Annotated in this window: 15 protein-coding genes; 4 read left to right on the top strand and 11 right to left on the bottom strand. The window is 41.8% G+C overall.

From position 1 onward, the window contains the following. Window positions 1–50 precede the first annotated feature (50 nt). Genes AC1DM9_RS09370 through AC1DM9_RS09360 form a run of 3 tightly spaced genes read right to left on the bottom strand, consistent with a single transcriptional unit; the run spans window position 51 to window position 2423 of the window. Complete coding sequence (locus AC1DM9_RS09370) at window positions 51–1127, bottom strand: HAMP domain-containing sensor histidine kinase (RefSeq protein ID WP_477579614.1); 1077 nt, start codon at window positions 1125–1127, stop codon at window positions 51–53. Next, on the bottom strand, window positions 1117–1803 hold the full coding sequence (locus AC1DM9_RS09365; protein ID WP_477579785.1) for a response regulator: 687 nt from the start codon (window positions 1801–1803) through the stop codon (window positions 1117–1119). The genes AC1DM9_RS09370 and AC1DM9_RS09365 overlap by 11 nt, the downstream gene beginning before the upstream one ends. 50 nt (window positions 1804–1853) lie before the next feature. Next, window positions 1854–2423 (bottom strand): class I SAM-dependent methyltransferase, encoded by a 570-nt coding sequence (locus tag AC1DM9_RS09360; RefSeq protein WP_441882301.1) that lies wholly within the window; start codon window positions 2421–2423, stop codon window positions 1854–1856. Between the two features lie 227 nt (window positions 2424–2650). Between AC1DM9_RS09360 and AC1DM9_RS09355 the strand changes: the two genes are divergently transcribed. Together AC1DM9_RS09355 and AC1DM9_RS09350 are read left to right on the top strand one after the other, a co-directional pair. After that, window positions 2651–3490: a sugar phosphate isomerase/epimerase family protein gene (locus tag AC1DM9_RS09355; protein ID WP_477579613.1), complete on the top strand. Its 840-nt coding sequence runs from the start codon at window positions 2651–2653 to the stop codon at window positions 3488–3490. A gap of 97 nt (window positions 3491–3587) precedes the next feature. Then, a complete protein-coding gene (locus tag AC1DM9_RS09350) occupies window positions 3588–4388 on the top strand; it encodes a (2Fe-2S)-binding protein (protein WP_477579611.1) in 801 nt (266 codons plus the stop codon). Between the two features lie 94 nt (window positions 4389–4482). On the opposite strand, the gene AC1DM9_RS09345 is transcribed toward AC1DM9_RS09350, so the two are convergent. The 6 genes from AC1DM9_RS09345 to AC1DM9_RS09320 form a co-directional block, all read right to left on the bottom strand. Further along, on the bottom strand, window positions 4483–5418 hold the full coding sequence (locus tag AC1DM9_RS09345) for a tyrosine-type recombinase/integrase (protein WP_477579609.1): 936 nt from the start codon (window positions 5416–5418) through the stop codon (window positions 4483–4485). A gap of 165 nt (window positions 5419–5583) precedes the next feature. Continuing rightward, window positions 5584–6801 (bottom strand): Ger(x)C family spore germination protein, encoded by a 1218-nt coding sequence (locus AC1DM9_RS09340; RefSeq protein WP_477579607.1) that lies wholly within the window; start codon window positions 6799–6801, stop codon window positions 5584–5586. Then, window positions 6798–7892: a spore germination protein gene (locus AC1DM9_RS09335; protein WP_477511853.1), complete on the bottom strand. Its 1095-nt coding sequence runs from the start codon at window positions 7890–7892 to the stop codon at window positions 6798–6800. Before AC1DM9_RS09335 ends, AC1DM9_RS09340 begins: the two co-directional genes overlap by 4 nt. Window positions 7893–7911: 19 nt before the next feature. Continuing rightward, complete coding sequence (locus tag AC1DM9_RS09330) at window positions 7912–9378, bottom strand: spore germination protein (RefSeq protein WP_477579605.1); 1467 nt, start codon at window positions 9376–9378, stop codon at window positions 7912–7914. Window positions 9379–9638: 260 nt separating this feature from the next. Beyond that, window positions 9639–11582 (bottom strand): ATP-dependent DNA helicase, encoded by a 1944-nt coding sequence (locus AC1DM9_RS09325; RefSeq protein WP_441882319.1) that lies wholly within the window; start codon window positions 11580–11582, stop codon window positions 9639–9641. Between the two features lie 139 nt (window positions 11583–11721). Next, entirely contained in the window at window positions 11722–13290 is a 1569-nt protein-coding gene (locus tag AC1DM9_RS09320; RefSeq protein ID WP_477579603.1) for a glycosyltransferase, read from the bottom strand. A 107-nt stretch (window positions 13291–13397) separates the two neighbouring features. On the opposite strand from AC1DM9_RS09320, the gene AC1DM9_RS09315 reads away from it, so the two are divergent. Further along, on the top strand, window positions 13398–13751 hold the full coding sequence (locus AC1DM9_RS09315) for a DUF5658 family protein (RefSeq protein ID WP_441882325.1): 354 nt from the start codon (window positions 13398–13400) through the stop codon (window positions 13749–13751). Between the two features lie 95 nt (window positions 13752–13846). Further along, complete coding sequence (locus AC1DM9_RS09310) at window positions 13847–15070, top strand: voltage-gated chloride channel family protein (protein WP_477579601.1); 1224 nt, start codon at window positions 13847–13849, stop codon at window positions 15068–15070. A 51-nt stretch (window positions 15071–15121) separates the two neighbouring features. Here the strand turns inward: AC1DM9_RS09310 and AC1DM9_RS09305 are convergent, their stop codons facing one another. Then, window positions 15122–15964, bottom strand: a complete 843-nt coding sequence (locus tag AC1DM9_RS09305) for an undecaprenyl-diphosphate phosphatase (RefSeq protein ID WP_430058959.1) — start codon at window positions 15962–15964, stop codon at window positions 15122–15124. Window positions 15965–16165: 201 nt separating this feature from the next. Further along, complete coding sequence (locus AC1DM9_RS09300; RefSeq protein ID WP_441882331.1) at window positions 16166–17041, bottom strand: radical SAM/SPASM domain-containing protein; 876 nt, start codon at window positions 17039–17041, stop codon at window positions 16166–16168. Window positions 17042–17119: the final 78 nt, after the last annotated feature.

Raw genomic sequence — 17119 nt, 5'->3', positions numbered from 1 at the left:
AAAACTGCGACTATTCAGCCTCTATGTTTATTATAATGCTAATTTGCTAATTAGCCAAAACTTATCGGCATTTCAATCCAAAAAATATAATGGCCGTTGTCATGAATAACGCCAATCTCTCCTCCATGCATCTCTACTATTTGTTTGGCAATGGTAAGTCCAAGACCTGTACCAGCTGGCATAGAGCTGCGAATATCATTCGACTCCCGCTTGAAAAAACGATCAAACAATTGCGCTTCCTCATGAGAATTAATCGGTACTCCTTCATTTTCAATGGTTAACCGAAATATATCGTTCGAGGCAGTTGCTTTTACCGTCATCACACTCGGTTTGATCGAATATTTGAGCGCATTGATTAAAAGATTGTCAATAGCTCTGACTATTTTCTGCGTATCACTCTCTACACATATCGGTCTTGCACAAAAGCTTTTCACCACAATGATTCCCTGCTCGGCAGCAACAGGCTCAAATTCAATAATAAGCTGCTCTACTAGTTTGTTGATATCTACGGATTGCTTAATGAAGTTGTGATCTCCGCCAGTCAGTCGTGTATATTCAAACAAATCATCGATCAATTTCTTAAGCTGCTGCGTCTTGTGGAAAGCATTGTCTATAAATCGCTCTTGCTCACTTGGATCTTGAAAGGCATGTGATTTCAATAAATCTAAATATCCGATAATGCTCGTAAGCGGAGTCCGCAAATCATGCGAAACATGTGTGATTAGCTCCATCTTCGACTGTTCGAGCATTCGTTCTCGCTCTTGCTGCGTTTGCAGCTGCTGAGCCATATGGTTAATATTTTGAGCAACGATACCCAGTTGATCCTGCCTTGTTAACGGAACGCGGTATTCCAAATCACCACCAGCTATTATGATTAGCCCATACGTTATTTCTTTGAAGTAACTGACCACACCACGCGTAAAAACAAAGAAGAAAAAAATAAATATACCGAAAAATAAAGGCAACGATATGAAATTATTGAGTATAAACCCAAACTGTGTTCGAGTAAAATGATCCATTCCCACGATAAAAACGACGGCAATGATGAAACTTAGGACGGGCACCCACAGCATAAGACCACGAATGCTGCGCAGTCCCATTAGCATACTGCTCACATTATTTTTCAATCTTATAGCCAACTCCCCATACCGTTTTTATATATCTCGGTTCTCTTGGGTTATCTTCGATTTTCTCTCGAATATTGCGGATATGAACCATGACCGTATTTTCGGAGTAAAAGGCGGATTGGTCCTTCCATACGTTCTGATAAATTTTATCGATATTGAAGACTTGCCCCCTGTGCGATGCGAGCAGCAGCAATATTGCAAATTCGATAGGTGTTAGTGCTAGTTCTTGGCCTTTTACTGTAACCAAATGCTGATCCTTATTGATGATAAGCGCATCTATCGTAATTTCGTTTGAAGCACTCGCCGCCTGAACCGTCAAGCTTTGCCTTCGCAGCTGTGCTTTGACTCGCGCCAGCAGCTCCAATGGATTAAACGGTTTTGTAACATAATCATCAGCCCCTGTGGATAGGCCTGTAATTTTATCGATATCTTCGCCCTTTGCAGAAAGCATAATAATGGGGACATCGTGTTCCTCTCTAATTTTGAGGCAAGCTTTAATCCCATCCCATTTGGGCATCATAACGTCCAGAATAATCAAATGGACGGGTTCGCGGTTGATAACCTCTACTGCATGCTGTCCATCGACCGCTTCCACTACACGATATCCTTCATTCCTTAAATAAATGTGTAGTATATCACGAATTTCCGGATCATCGTCAACAACCAAAATCGTCATGCTCACTTGTTTGCCTCCTTAAATGAAGTTTTACGACATGCTTATAAAGGCTATTTTTTTCTACAAACGTATACGAAAGCAGGCGGAACATTGATAGGTACAAAAATGATCTTTTCAATATGAAAATGTAAACTTAATTGCTTCTTCATTTGCTGCGAATACTGAAAGGCAACAAACCATCCATCATCCTTTAAGGAGTTTACTATTTGCGCGATCAGCACATCCCTCAGTGTCTGATGGAAATTGAAAAAAGGCAAGCCGCTAATGATACAGTCCAATTGCTCAATTCCTTCTTGCTGTAAGGCTGCTTGCAAGTTTGTCGTGTTCTCATAACATGCAAAATTTGGGTAATTTTCTTCCAATGTTTTTAACATAAACGGATCTGTCTCAAAAAGCAAAACTTTCGTTTGTTGGTGAGCAGCTTCCTGAATATGCTTTGTTATCGCACCGGTGCCAGCACCAAGCTCCGCTGCCGCCAGTACCTCATGCCATGGGACGCTCTCGACCATCTTTTGGGCCAAATACTTGGAGCTCGGCATGACACTGCCGATTTCCATAGGCTTATATAAAAACTTATACAGAAACAAGCATTTTTCCTTTAACGATTGTTTTATTCCCATGATTGTTGGTCACTCCCTCGCTTCTTTTCCTCATGCTAACAAGAAATTGTGCGGATAAAGCGAGGATAAATATGAATTTATTCTGAAGAGCATTCATTCTTTCACTTCAATATCCCACAAAAATGACCAACTAGAGGAGTAATATGCCAAAAGCGAAGCTTTTTTTCGGCTTGCTGCGTGCTATGCTAGCCTTAGGATTAAATAATATAGTAAAGGCGGGATATATAGTGTCATATCTATCAATCAGCACATGGAGCTTACATCGCAATCTTGGACCTCTTCACTGGACGGTATGGGATACCGAAACGAATACTCATCAAACGCGTGTACAAGAACAACCGCAGCTTACGACTTTGCTAGACCTTCCAGTTGAGGCAGCTGCTAGAGGTTATCAAGCGCTTGAAGTTTGCCATTTTCATTTTCCTTCAACAGATCCGGCTTATCTTGAGCAGCTTCGCCTCTCTTTCGATAATGCTGCGATTAAATTTGATACCTTGCTGCTCGACTATGGCGACATAACAACAGTAGATGCGGCTAAAAGAACAGCAGATCTTAGTTTCATACGGGATTGGATCGATGTTGCTTCACAATGCGGGGCGAAACAAATTCGTGTCATTGCTGGCGAATCTTCACCAAGTGATGATGCTGCCATTGAATTGTCCGCTTCCTCCTTGTCCGAGCTAGCTGAATATGCTGCTTCTAGAAATGTTCATGTTATAACTGAAAATTTCAAAGCGCTTACGTCGACATCGGAAAGCAGTCTTAAGCTGCTTGCGCATGCGGGTAAAGCAGTAGGCTTTATAACCGACTTCGGCAACTATCATAGCGCGGACAAAATCAGTGAAATCGGCGATACAGCACCACTAAGCGTCTCTGTTCATGTTAAGCCTACCTATGATGATGCCGGTGTCCCTGATAAGGACGAGCTAGTCTCCTATCTTACTGAGGTTGAACGAGTTGGGTTTAAGGGTGCTTATGTTCTCATATACGATGGCCCAGGAGATATGTGGGAAGGGCTTAACCGAGTTAAAGCAATTGTAGAGCCATTAATATTGACAGTCCGCTAGCCCCCTCCTATACTTATAGAGTGGAATAATGATAATCATTATCGAGTATACCTACTCTATAAGTATATTTTGAGAAACCGAAATGGGGCACAAATACATGGCACATGACATGGACTTTACACTTGTAGAAACATATTTTCACATTTCTCCGAAAGGTGCCGCTCATCCCTTGCTTGAGCTGCCAGCGACCAGCTTTTATGATAAAGAAACTGCTCATGCAACACTTGTAAAAGCCGGAGAAATGGTGCAAGCAACGGGCATGCAACTAGCTGCTTCCTTTGTAGGCATGTCCTTCTTTAATTTGTGCATAACGAATCTATTTTTTGCTGCCCAATACAACCGTTATTTGGATTTATCGCTACATAATTTAACTTATCAGCTTGAGAAACACGAATATCATGCCCATCTGGGCTTCAAAATTAATGAGCTTCGCTGGACAGATGTGCCAACCGAAGAACAAGAAAGAAAGCAGTTTTTAGAGAATGCCTTCCGAACTAGCTTTACGGATGAGATTAACGATATCGTCGAAGCTGTAGCCATAAGCGCCGATGTGAAATCCGCCATGATCTGGAACCAGGCCGGTGGACAACTGCAGGGTGTGATTGATTTTCTGAAAAATAATATGAACGATCAGTCACTGTTGACAATTGTACAGCGCGATCTTGAGGTCATTCTCGGTCTGCCTGCTGAGGTATTTAATCGGAAACGGAACCCTTTTGTTCACAAGCCTCGGTATATCGACGATCCGTGGTCACCTGGAGGTCCGCAAATCGTTCTTCGCTCTTCATGCTGTATGTACGATTGTCGTGTTGATGGTGTGAAATGTTATACCTGCCCTCGTTTGCTGCCAGAAGAACGTGAAGAAAGACGCAAGCTGGTTGCAGCTGGCGTCCACTAATATAAAAAGCTGATGTCAGATACTACATATACCTGACATCAGCTTTTTTTGCTGCATTATTTTATAATTTCGTTATTTGTTTACATAATTATTATTATGTATCCTTATTCTGAAATTTCATTGGGATTTTTCTGGAAATGTTGTTCATCGCATTTCGAAGCTGTTTATTATCAATATGCGTGTAAATTTGTGTTGTTTCAATACTCGCGTGCCCAAGCAGCTCTTGCAAAGTTCGTATGTCTGTACCGCTGCGAATTTGCATCGTTGCAAATGAATGCCGCAGCTTATGGCTCGATAGCCTTTTATCCGCAAGTGCAGGCATCGTCTCCTTTAGCAGCTTGATCGTTTCATCAGCGACGGTCTGTATCATTCGTATAGATAATCTTCGTCCAAACTGCGATACAAAAAACGGCTGCTCCTTACCCTGCCTGGATTCCTTGCGTTCAGCAAGCGCCTCATTCAATACATGCTGCAGCGCATCCGGCAATGGGATAACGCGCCATTTACGCCCTTTCCCGAGAATATGAATCGATCCATCCTGCCTGAAATCCTGTACATTCATCCGGTGTACCTCACCGACGCGAAGACCGGCATAGGACATTAATAAAACAATTGCTACATTGCGAATATAATATTTCCCCTGTATGGCTTGCAGAAGCGCTTCGAGTTCATTTTCTTCCAAGTAAACCGGAATACGATTTTTCTCCTGCTTGGACTTTGCGATAAGTGCAGCAGGATTGCCTTCCAAATGCTCCATCTCGATCAGCGCTTTAAAAAATGAACGCAAAGAAGAAAGCTTGCGATTGCGCGCCTCATCCCCTGCCCCCTTCTCGCGGCAAACGGCCATGTAGCGCATAATATCCATTTTCGTAATATGTTTTGTTTCTGTTGGATGTACCGTCTGTAGAAAAAAACGAACATCATTTATGTAGGCTTGATGTGTGGACTTGGTCATCCCTTTATTTTTCATCCAAATCGAAAATAAGTCCATTTCCAAGCCGTAGCTATCCGTCACCTCATGTTGTCCCATTCGCAAGCAAATCCTCCATAAAAAACCTATTTTCACACTCTATTTAAGTGACCATTACTCTATTATGATAGCTTAAAAGTTGATATAAAAGCAAACTGCGTGAAATATGTATTTCACGCAGTTTTTTATCCGCAGAAATGATGATTTTTTCGATAAAAATAGCGATCAATGCTTCCGTTTTGCTCCTGTATCCGTAATAGCTAGTTTAATGCTATACGTAATCGGAATGCGACTGAATTCTTCATCCCAATCCTCTTTAACCTTTTGCCATACTTTTGGATGCGATATGCTTAGTTTAGTACCGAAACCCATGACGTCTGTTTTATATTCCTTTTGAATTTTATGTAAGGCTCTATTCACGAGTCGGCCTACTTCCTTCTCTGATGAATGTACAGCTTTGGTTACAAATTTATGATCCAGAGGCTCGTTGTCAATTAACCACTCTTCAATTAGTCGACCATCCGATTCTATATTTACGTGAAAACTAATTTTTCCATTCTTGACCTGTGAAATTATTTTACTTTTAAGCGTTTTGATCTCATAGGCAATGACCTGCTTCGTTTCAGGATCATAGCTTTTTACTAAACCGCCTTTGCCTTCGCCAGTCAACCACATTATGCCTAACAATTCTTCCTCCGATAACAGCCCTTTGAATTTTTGGGTTTTCCCCTTAATAACGGCTGCACCTGAAAATTCAATCTCACCTTCAGCAGCTACGATATTTTGAAGTAAATAGCTGGACTTTGCATGCATTTTACCCTCTACTGCAATAAGCGACATCGGAGGTATGATCTTCAATGTACGATAACGATTACCGATCATCTCAATTACACGGAACGAAGGTATAATGTTAGTACCTTTTGATTCAAATACATCTCTAGCCATTCCGCTGCTCATGACAATTAAGCTATTCGGCCGAATATTATTATCCCTCAACATAAAGCTAAGGAGATTATTCATGCTGTATTTTCGAGACAACATCTCATTTATAACGATCACCTTCAAATGATGACCGATGACAGGACGCTCCATTCGAGCTGAAAATCCTCTCACCATTTCAAAAAGCGAATCTCCTGTCTCCGAAACATTTATATAAGGTTTAGCCGCTACAACGCCTGAAGATTCACTGTCTTTCCCCTCTGATTGTTTATCTATAATTTGCAGCGTGTAGGTGATCAGATCCTTTTTCCGATTAGAGGTACTCAGCTTATCCATTTTTTTCTCAATTTCCGTTTTGCTGGCAACATCAAGCGCTATTCCGACATATAGCCCAAGATCCTCAATCTCATCCTTGCTCCAACAACCCGTTTGGACAAGCAGCGTTAGCGTGCATAGGCATGCTAGTAAAAATCGTCCCCGACTGTTGCTGTGGATCATCATCATTTTACACTCCTTTTTTTCCACTTCGTCATACCAAACAATATGATGGTCATAGAGACAAACAAATAAAGAGCGGTATTGCCTAGCAAGCTGCCGTATACAAACAGAGCGCTCGTATTTTTGGGAAGCGTGGAAACTAGAAATACAATGGGCAGTAAGAAATATAAGCATTTCATCATTTTTGCTTTGAATACTTGTGACAATCCCAAGGCTGCAGCATAATACGTAATGACAAAAGAAGAATAGATTTGCATAATCCAAATGACAAGGAAAAACGATTCAAACCTTTCAAATATTAGTCCAGAAAGCTCAAAGCTGCGTACAAGATCGAGTGTTGGCCACGTCCGCGTAATGACAACATCTATCGATAGCCCGCCTACTACAATAATTACGGTCAGCAAATAAATAAAGAACGGAATCGCTGTGCCATAGACGACGGCTTTTACCGATTTTTTCGGATTATCCATAAATGCAGTTAAAATCAATATAATTTCTACGCCTAGAAAGGACAGTGAGGTTGTTTGGACCCCCCTGAGAGGAGGCATGATTCCTTGCCCTAATACAGGCCGCAAATGATCGATTTCGAATATCCGTAAAGACATTAACATGACTAATACATAAATAACGATAGTTATCGGCAAAATGACCTCAAATAACCTCGCAATCGGATTAATGCCGCTGGTCATCAAATAGAAGCTAACCCAAATAAAAACCATGACAATGACCCATGGAGGCGTTCCTTCCAGCAGAAAAAATTCCGTAACCTCAGATAAAACACGCACCTGATAAGCAGCTGTCATGAAAAAATAAATAACAAACGCGATGCCAATTATGCCTCCTATCCATTTTCCGAGAAGCTTCTGAGTAAACTGGTATACCGTTTGATTGATATGCAATTTTGCCAATGCAGCCATAAACACGCCTACTAATAAGGCAACCGTTCCCCCGATCAGTACCGATATCCATACATCTGGTGTCCCTACTTTTTCAACAGAAGCTCTAGGCAACGTAAGAATTCCTGAACCCAGCATAAAGTTTGAAATGATCACAGCGGTTTGAACGGTTGTAATACGATCATTGGACATCTTTTTCATATAATGCCTTCTTCCAAATTCAATTCTTCATGCGTGTATTATCTTTCGGCTTCAGCATTTCAGGTCGTTTTTTCATCATAAATATCGGCATGCGAACAATAAAATCTTTCCAATCTTTAACGCGATATGGAACTGCCGGGCTCGCATAGGGGACGCCAAAGCTCTTAAGTTTGACAATATGAGCGCATAACATTAAGGAAAACAAAATTACGCCATACAAACCGAATGCAGCAGCGCAGAACATTGCAGCAAAACGCAGCATTCTAAGCGCTATCCCAGCATTGTATTGCGGAATTGCAAACGACGATATCGCAGTTAGCGCAACGACAATAACCAAAATCGGACTCACGATTCCAGCTCGAACAGCCGCTTCACCAATAATCAAACCACCAACGATTCCCATGGCCGGTCCAATTGGTTTTGGCAGTCGAAGCCCTGCCTCTCGCAATATTTCAATCGCTACCTCCATAATGAGCGCTTCAACTAGTGATGAGAAAGGCACCCCTTCCCTAGCCCCAACGATAGAAATCGCCAATTTAGTTGGGATAAGGCCTGGATGAAACGATATAAAGGAAATGTACATCGCTGGTGTCAATAATGAGATCAAAGCGGCAAGAAAACGCAGCATTCTGAGCAATGTGCCAACCATCCAACGCTCATAATAATCCTCCGGTGATTGCAGAAGCATGCTAAATGTAACAGGAGCAATCAACGCAAAAGGGGTACCGTCGAGCAGAATAGCAACCCTGCCTTCCATCAACGCGCCAATGACCCGATCGGGCCTTTCCGTACTCTGCACCTGTGGAAATGGACTCAAAAAATTATCCTCGATCAGCTGCTCAACGTATCCTGATTCGGGTAAATTATCAATATCGATCTTGCTTACCCTGTGCCTGACCTTTTCAACTAATTCAGGATCAGCAATATCTTTAATATAAGCAATGATGAGCTGCTTCTTAGCACGTGTGCCAACATGCATGCTCATGAATGATAGGCTGGCATTTTCACCATGTCTTCTTAGAATCGCAGTATTGTCGGATAAGTTCTCATTAAAGCCTGCTCTCGGCCCTCTAACTAATGCCTCAGAGATTGGTTCCTCAATATTTCGGGATTTGCTCCTTGCAGTGCCAATGATAATAATTTCATCAATTCCATCAACGAGCACTGCTGTTGCACCCATTAATACTTTTGGCAGCATTTCTTCTAAAGAATGGACTTCACTTAATTGGCTAACAGTTAATATCTGATTGGTTAAAAACGATTTTGAGACGGTTTTGCCTTCTCCTTGAACAGACATTAACGCTCTCAAAATATGCTGATCAATCAAATCACAATCTGCTAATCCATTTACAAAAACAATAGCTGCGCTTATACCCGTATCCCCAATAGAGCACTCACGCACCAAAACATCGGAATGAAACTCCATTTGTTCATGAATGGCTTTCAGCCGAACTTGAATATTTTCGCTCATCGGATTATTCATCATCAGCTTGGCGATAACGATTAAAAATAGATGAGATAAGAAGAGGAATCACGAGGGTGACAACAGCTTGTACGCATACCGTCCAATTAGGAATGTTTATCTGATCGTGTAAAGCCATAGCACATACACTCCTTGTTGTTTTTTGTCGAATTATTCCTATTTTTGCCGTAATGGGTAGGTTATAAACTTATGTTCGTTCAAAGTGCAGGAATAAAAAAAAGAGAAGGGTTTCCCCTTCTCCTTATTTGAACCTTATTCTCTTTTTAGGAATAACTTAATGCTACACCTTTCGGAAGCACACCTTCCACTTGTTCACGCACATAGCTATCATTCATTTTTTGGCCAAAAATAACGATTTTCCCGCTGTCTTCACGTGTTCTAATCAAACGTCCAATGCCCTGACGTAATCGAAGCAGCATATACGGCATATCCACTTGTTCGAATGGTAATTCCGAGTCATTCCGTCTCGCTGCGAATAATGGATCATTTGGAGGAAACGGAAGTTCCCACACAATAACCTGGGAAAGAGATGGACCAGGAATATCTAAACCTTCCCATAATGTCACTGCACATAAAATGCTGGCTTCATCCTGTTGAAACTGTTCAATCAAATAGCTAATTTCGCTTGTGCCCTCATAAAAGAAAGTATAAGCCGCACAATCCGCATGCTTGTCCGATTCTGCCTTAAATTGCTCTAGCTGCTCCATCGATGGGAACAAAATAAGCGATCTTCCGCCTGATTGCTTAAGCAAGCGATACGTTTCATTTACCTTATCGTTAAGCGCCGTAAACTGTTCAGCTTTTGGAATCTCCACAGTCATTTGCTGCTCATAGTCATATGGTGATGGAACCGAGAACGATAATGAGCTATCCATTCCCAATATGTCCATCATATATTCAAATGAGCCGTTAACCGAGAGCGTTGCTGAGGAAAATACGATTGGCATTTTACGAGAGAAAACTTGCTCCTTCAACACTTCCTTCACCACTTTTGGCATGATGACGAGTGACGTTCCTTCTTTATCCTGCGAAACCCAGCTAATTGGCTTGTCCGCTTGCTTGAATAAGGAAAGCGCAAATTGAATCATTTCCAAATGCTCTTCAACGATTTTTAGCTGATACGTATCGATTGTGTATAAGCCGCTTTCGAATACGAGCTCTTCTTCTATAACCGATAGCGTATCCTGCAAACGATTAATTTCACGAATAAGCTCCGCACTCCAAATGATTTCCTTGCGATCCGAAGCAGGAACCTTCTGGCTGTGCTTATTCAACATTTTAAATAAGAATTCACTTTGGGCAATCGCATCCTCAACAGCTACAGCAAGAGTTTCACGAATCTCTTCTTGCAGCAGTCTTATGACGATTCCTTCAAAAACAGCATGATTCAGCTTGTAAGTCAGCGCTTGCTGTGCGGCTGTTTCAAGCAGATGGCCCTCATCAAATACTACAGAGCTGTACTCTGGCAGCAATGGAAGCTGGCCTTCACGTTTTCTTGCGTCATATGTCCATATATGCTCCATATAGAAATCATGCGAGCAAATAATGACATCTGCAGATTTGCGATAATGGTCGCGTGAGAGTGTTTGACCACAGCGATGTCTAACGTCACACACTAAGCAGTCCTGAAATACATCCCAGCCCAGCTCGTTCCACTGCTCATCATTTAAGCTTGGGTAGTCCTTGCGATTTCCATATGGATGGAAGCTTTGCATAGAATCCTGCTTATGGACGAAGCTTGGAAGTTCACGATATATATTGTCATATAGCTCCGCGTTATCTTGTCCAGCTCTCGCATTATCCAGCTTTTTCAAGCAAATATATTGATCTGCTGATTTGCCTAATCTAGCATCAATCGTTAGATCCAAATATTTTCCAAGCTTTGCAATATCGCCTTCAGGCTTTACAAGCTGCTCAATTAAGGATTCATCGGCACAAGCAATAATTGCTGGTTTTCTTGTGTACCGAGCATAGGTGATCGCATACAACAAGTAAACGAATGTTTTACCTGTTCCAACTCCAGCTTCAGCAAATATCGTTTGTTTATCTGCAAAAGCACGTTCCAATTGAAAAGCCATATAAATTTGTTCATCTCTAATTTCAAAACCAGCTTCAGGCAGCTTCTCATAAAAAACATCAGCGATCCAATCGCTAGCCTGTTGTATAAAAGGTTGTTTCGGGTCAAACTCAAATGGATATTTATTCAAGGTTGCTTGCCTCCATATAGTAGGCACAACCGGCTGTATGCGGACACACAGCCGGTTGTGAAATCTCCTGCACTAATCGTACACTCAAATATATCACTAGAGTGTATGCTTAGTCAAAGGTTATGGTTTATTTGCTTTATTACTCTATCCATTTCACCAGATTCGGCTTCTCATCCAAAATGGATTCATATTGCTCCTTCCAGCCATAAATCGCATCAGGATCAAGCTTCTTGTACCGGTCGTATTTATGCAAACGATCCTGCTCCCGCGCCCAGCCGAAATGTTTTACTCGCAGGTTTGACGTCTTATTAGCAAGTGAATAAATGTTTTCAGGAAATCTCCCGCAGTGCTGAGGGGTTTGCTTCCACACATAAGAAAATCCCTCTACATATTTCAATAAAAATGGGCGGTACACGCTATGGGCATTCCAGTATACATCCTCGCGATAATGATCTTCCGACCAAAAATCAAATAATCGAAACAAATAAGTGAACGTTCCCGTATCGTTTAGCAGCACTGGCAGCTCTTCCTTGAATTTTTGCTCAAAATATTCATCCGCATCCATATTCAGAATCCACTGCGGCCGAATGCGAATCGTTTCTTCCCATTGCTGCGTTCTTAGCTTTACTTCATTATGAAATTGCGAGCTTTCGTTTTTAATATAGGTCAACGGAATGCCGGCAAGGCATTCATGAACGATTTCCCCGGTATGATCCGTGCTTCCATCGTCAATAATGACCGCATGATCTATATATTCCTTATGATGCTCAAGCACTTCCTTTAAAAAGCGCTCTCCCTCATTTTTTACGATCATAGATAACGTAAGCTTAGGACCTGCTGTGGGCACAATGATCGTAGGTCCTTGTGCTGGCAACATATTCGAATTTGTATATGCTTTGTCCTGCGTGGATTCCATAAACAATATAGCGCGCTCAATATCCGATTCTCGGTAGATATGAAAGGCTGGGTATCTGGTGTCCACATACAAATCGATGCCAAGAGCAACTGCTCGAATGCAGAAATGACGATCTTCGCCCCAAAATGATACATTCGAGATCATCCGAAATGATATCGGCTTCTCCAGTGCTGAGCGAGTGATATACGTGCATGCACCAAGGCCGCCAACCTGATAAACACCAGGTACTCTAAGCTTCATTAGAAACATGACAGCCGCTTCCGCACCGTCACCGGCTTTTACTGTTCCATCTGACTGAAACGGCCAATACGTATCCTTCAGCCAAACCTGCGGCATTTCCATCGTATTAGGCTGCCACTGTGTCCAGAAAATAGTGGAAATGATCTCTTTTTCGGAAGAAATCAAAGATTCAATTGCTTCCGGGTGAATCAGCAAATCCGAATCAATGAGGAATAGTCCATCATATTGCTGCTCTCTCGCTGTTTGGATCATATGATCCTTCCAGCTTGCGATTTTATCAATTAAATCATTGCTCCAGTAATGAGTAAACTCATCCCTGGCATATGGTGTTATCGAATCGCCTTTTATTAAGATGGTTTCACTTTCATTGTTCTCTTTTTGCTTCGATATAAAATCGCTCAGCAATTGCGAGGACTCCTCATTATCATTGTCGTCAATAAAGAAATAATCTACTTTAAAAGAGCTTGCTTCGATTCGCGCAAGCGAGGCTAAAAAGTGACGCAATATGGTCGGTCTTTGGCGAATGGGACTTCCAATCAATATTCGCTTCAACGTTAGGCCTCCTTTATTCCACAGAAATTCCTTAGGAATGATAATCCATATGAGGCATATGCATCTATTATGCAAAACCCAGATCATTTTTTCAGAATGGAGGCTTAATGGCCATTACTGCTCTCAAAGAATGGGACTTAAAACCGCTGCTGTTCGGATTGCTGTTTCTTTGCTTTGCCGACGCTTTATTTACAGATATAGGCTTGAGGCTATCATTAATCGAGGAGCTCAATCCACTCGTACAAAAACTTTATGACTGGAATATCGTTAGCTACTATGGGATGAAGCTGCTGCTCCCGCTGCTGCTAATCCTCATTTATTATCGAATGAAAAATCGGTATTGGATCAACCCATGTATTCTTATTACGGTATTGATCTACTTTCTCGTCAATATTTATCACTTGGTTTGGATTTCTTACGGTGTCTATGACGGCTGGTTTTCACTTGATTCGCTGATATGAATTTCTTTACCTCTTCTAGGAGTGTTGTATAATAGCTAATAGAAACAATACAACATATTCCTTCTCTCAGGGAGCCAACGAAGGAGTTCACATGCATGATTGATGTAAGGCATTTCGCACCGCTCACACTTGCCAAATATATGTTGAAATGGCTGTTCATTGCTGGAGTGATCGGCATCCTATCTGGTTCTGCTTCCGCATTATTTCTAGCCAGTCTTGAATTCGTAACCGAAACGCGTATACAACATTTGTGGTTATTGTGGCTTTTGCCATTCGGCGGTGCCTTCGTAAGTTATCTTTATCTCAAGTTTGGGAAAGAAGCAGGTAGAGGAAATAATCTAATCATAGAGCAAATACATACCGGTAATGGCTTCATCCCATTAAGAATGGCACCACTTGTTCTAATTGGAACTTTAATCACCCATTTATTTGGTGGATCTGCTGGTCGTGAAGGTACTGCAGTACAAATGGGCGGCAGCTTAGCGGAATGGTTTGGCAAGCTAATTAAAAGCAGCCCGCTTGATCGCAAAATCATTTTGATGTGCGGCATTAGCAGCGGCTTTGGTGCTGTCTTTGGCACACCTTTAGCTGGAACAATTTTTGGACTAGAAGTACTTGCAATCGGCGTCATCAGTTATGAAGCGCTGCTCCCCTGCTTTATCGCGAGTTATGTTGGCCATTTGGTTGCTACCGCGTGGGGAGTTCAACATATCTCCTATTCAATGGGCGATGTCCCTCCGCTCGATTGGCTGCTCATTGTCAAAGTTTTCATTGCATCTGTGCTTTTTGGTCTAGCCGCATTATTATTCACTCAGCTGGTACGAGGATTCAAACGTTTATTTAGTAAATGGTTTAAAAGTCCTGTTCTCAAAAGTTTTTTGGGCGGACTATTCATTATTGCTCTCGTCTATACGATCGGAACACGTGATTATTTGGGACTAGGCATCCCGCTCCTAGAGCAGTCCTTTCAAGAGGCGGTTTCTCCGTTTGTTTTTTTATTGAAAACACTATTTACTGCTATAACGCTTGGGACAGGCTTTCAAGGCGGGGAGGTAACTCCACTCTTTGTCATCGGTGCAACGCTAGGAAGCGCACTTGCAGGTTTGCTCCATGTCTCCGTCCCCCTGCTCGCTGCCATTGGTTTCATATCCGTATTCAGCGGCGCTGCCAAGACGCCAATCGCTTGCTTCATCATGGGCATTGAATTATTTGGGGCTGAAGGTGCAATTTATATGTTTATCGGCTGCGTAATCGCATTTATATGTTCAGGTCGAATCGGCATCTATGAAGCTCAAAAACCAATTGAGTTGCGCCCATAAATCGAAAAAAAGCCTGCTCCTTATCATAAGGGAGCAGGCTTTTTCTATTGGTTAAAAATAAACGATATAGATTACAGCAGCAAGCACGATGCGGTATATTGCAAATGGTACAAGCTTGATTTTGTTAATAAGCTTCAAGAAGAAACGAATCGAAAGAAGTGCAAAAACGAATGCGCTTATGAAACCTGCGATAAAAAACGGCAATGACTCTAACGTGAAGTATTCCCAGTTTTTCGCCAAGGACAACAAGCTCGCACCAGCCATGATCGGCACAGCCATGATGAAAGTGAAATCAGCAGCAGCGCGGTGACTCATGCCTAGCAGCACCCCTCCGGAAATAGTGGAACCGGAACGGGAGAAGCCTGGCCAGAGGGATAAACATTGGATAAGCCCAACGGAGAAGGCTTGCTTATAAGTGATCTGGTCAACTGACTCGATCTTAGGTTTCTTAGGCCCAAAACGATCGGCAATAATCATAAGTATAGCTCCGATAACTAGACCAATTAGCACTGTACGTATCGAGAATAAATGCTCATCAATGTAATCGTCAAACAATAGACCAAGTACACCAGCTGGGATGAGACCAACGATAACATGTGTTAGCTTTAGCTTTTTCTTCGGTTGAGAAGAAGCTTGTGCAGCGTCCTTGCTGCCTCTGTTCAAGCCCAGCAAGTCAATAAAACGATTTCGGAAAATAATGACTACTGCTAAAATGGAGCCGAGCTGAATAACAATTTTGAATGTGTTCGCAACGTACTTCGTCAAGTACTGTTCCGTTTGAAGCCACATATCGTCAACAATGACCATATGTCCTGTCGAGGATACAGGTGCAAATTCCGTTAATCCTTCAACAATACCTAAAATAATCGCTTTTAAAATCGTAATAAAATCCATGTGTAGTTGAATCTCCTAACTCTCTGATTGATAGAAAGACGACAAAGAACAGCACGGAATAAATCATAACACAAAACGACCCCACTCAACAATTCCAACGCAATACCTATAATTCACATAACTTATTTCATTAATAATCGTTACTATAGTTATTTTGTCATTACAAATTGCCTTGTTGACCTACTAGCATAATCCTAGTAATCACCCAAAACGTTGGCGATAGCCGCATTTCCTGCACAGCTCCTCGACAGCTTCCCGTCTTGAGAAACCATCATAGAGATTAGTTGATCGCTCATTCTCAATAATTTCCGAGAAATGAGTATCATGAATGTTTCCTAAATTAATGACGCCCTCTCCGTCCAAGCAGCAAGGGATGACTGTTCCGTCGATGAGAATGCCAGCTTGATTCCTTAAGGCATGGCAGAAGCCTTTCCCATTATACTCCGGCTCTTTTAAATCCGGCCATTTGAACTCAGGATCTTGGTTTAGGTAAATGCGCTCCGCTATTTTGACACCTGAGCCGGGTATGAATTTTTCTTCAATTTTATAATCGAGATTAAATGCCTTCTCAATCATGCCCAGGAGCTCTCGGTTTTTGTTTTTCTGCTGATTCGTTTCATTGTCCATATCTAAGTTCCATAGCCGAAACGAAATAATAATATTGCTGCTTGCGACCGCTTCTTTTACGAAGGCTAAGATTTCAGCAAGGTAACCTTCTTTATTCGTAGAACCGGCATGACCGTCAAAGCTGTGCAGCGAGAAGTTGATTTGACGCAAGGCTGGCTTGTTCAGTAGCTTTTCCTTGTTTTTCGTAATAAGTGTGCCATTGGACGTAATATTTACTTTGAAGCCCTTCTCATGGCTAATATCAAGAAGCTCGTCCATTTTAGGATGCAGCATTGGCTCGCCTTTTACATGAAAATAAATATAATCCGTATGCGGCTTGATCTGATCCAGTGTTTTTTTGAAATCCTCCACTTTAATGAAACCTTTCGCTCGCAATGTGGGCGGACAGAAGCTGCATGATAAGTTGCAAATACTTGTCGTCTCTATATAAAACTTTTTAAATTTTTTCATTAGTCTAGTACTCCGTTTCCCATGGATCCAGCTGCATTTACCTCGTTAGCTTGGACCTGCTTATCGTGTCAGCTTCTA

Source organism: Paenibacillus sp. 01T431, from assembly GCF_056398625.1.
The sequence above is the reverse complement of the archived record's forward strand: the minus strand, read 5'-3'. Positions and strand labels throughout refer to the sequence as shown.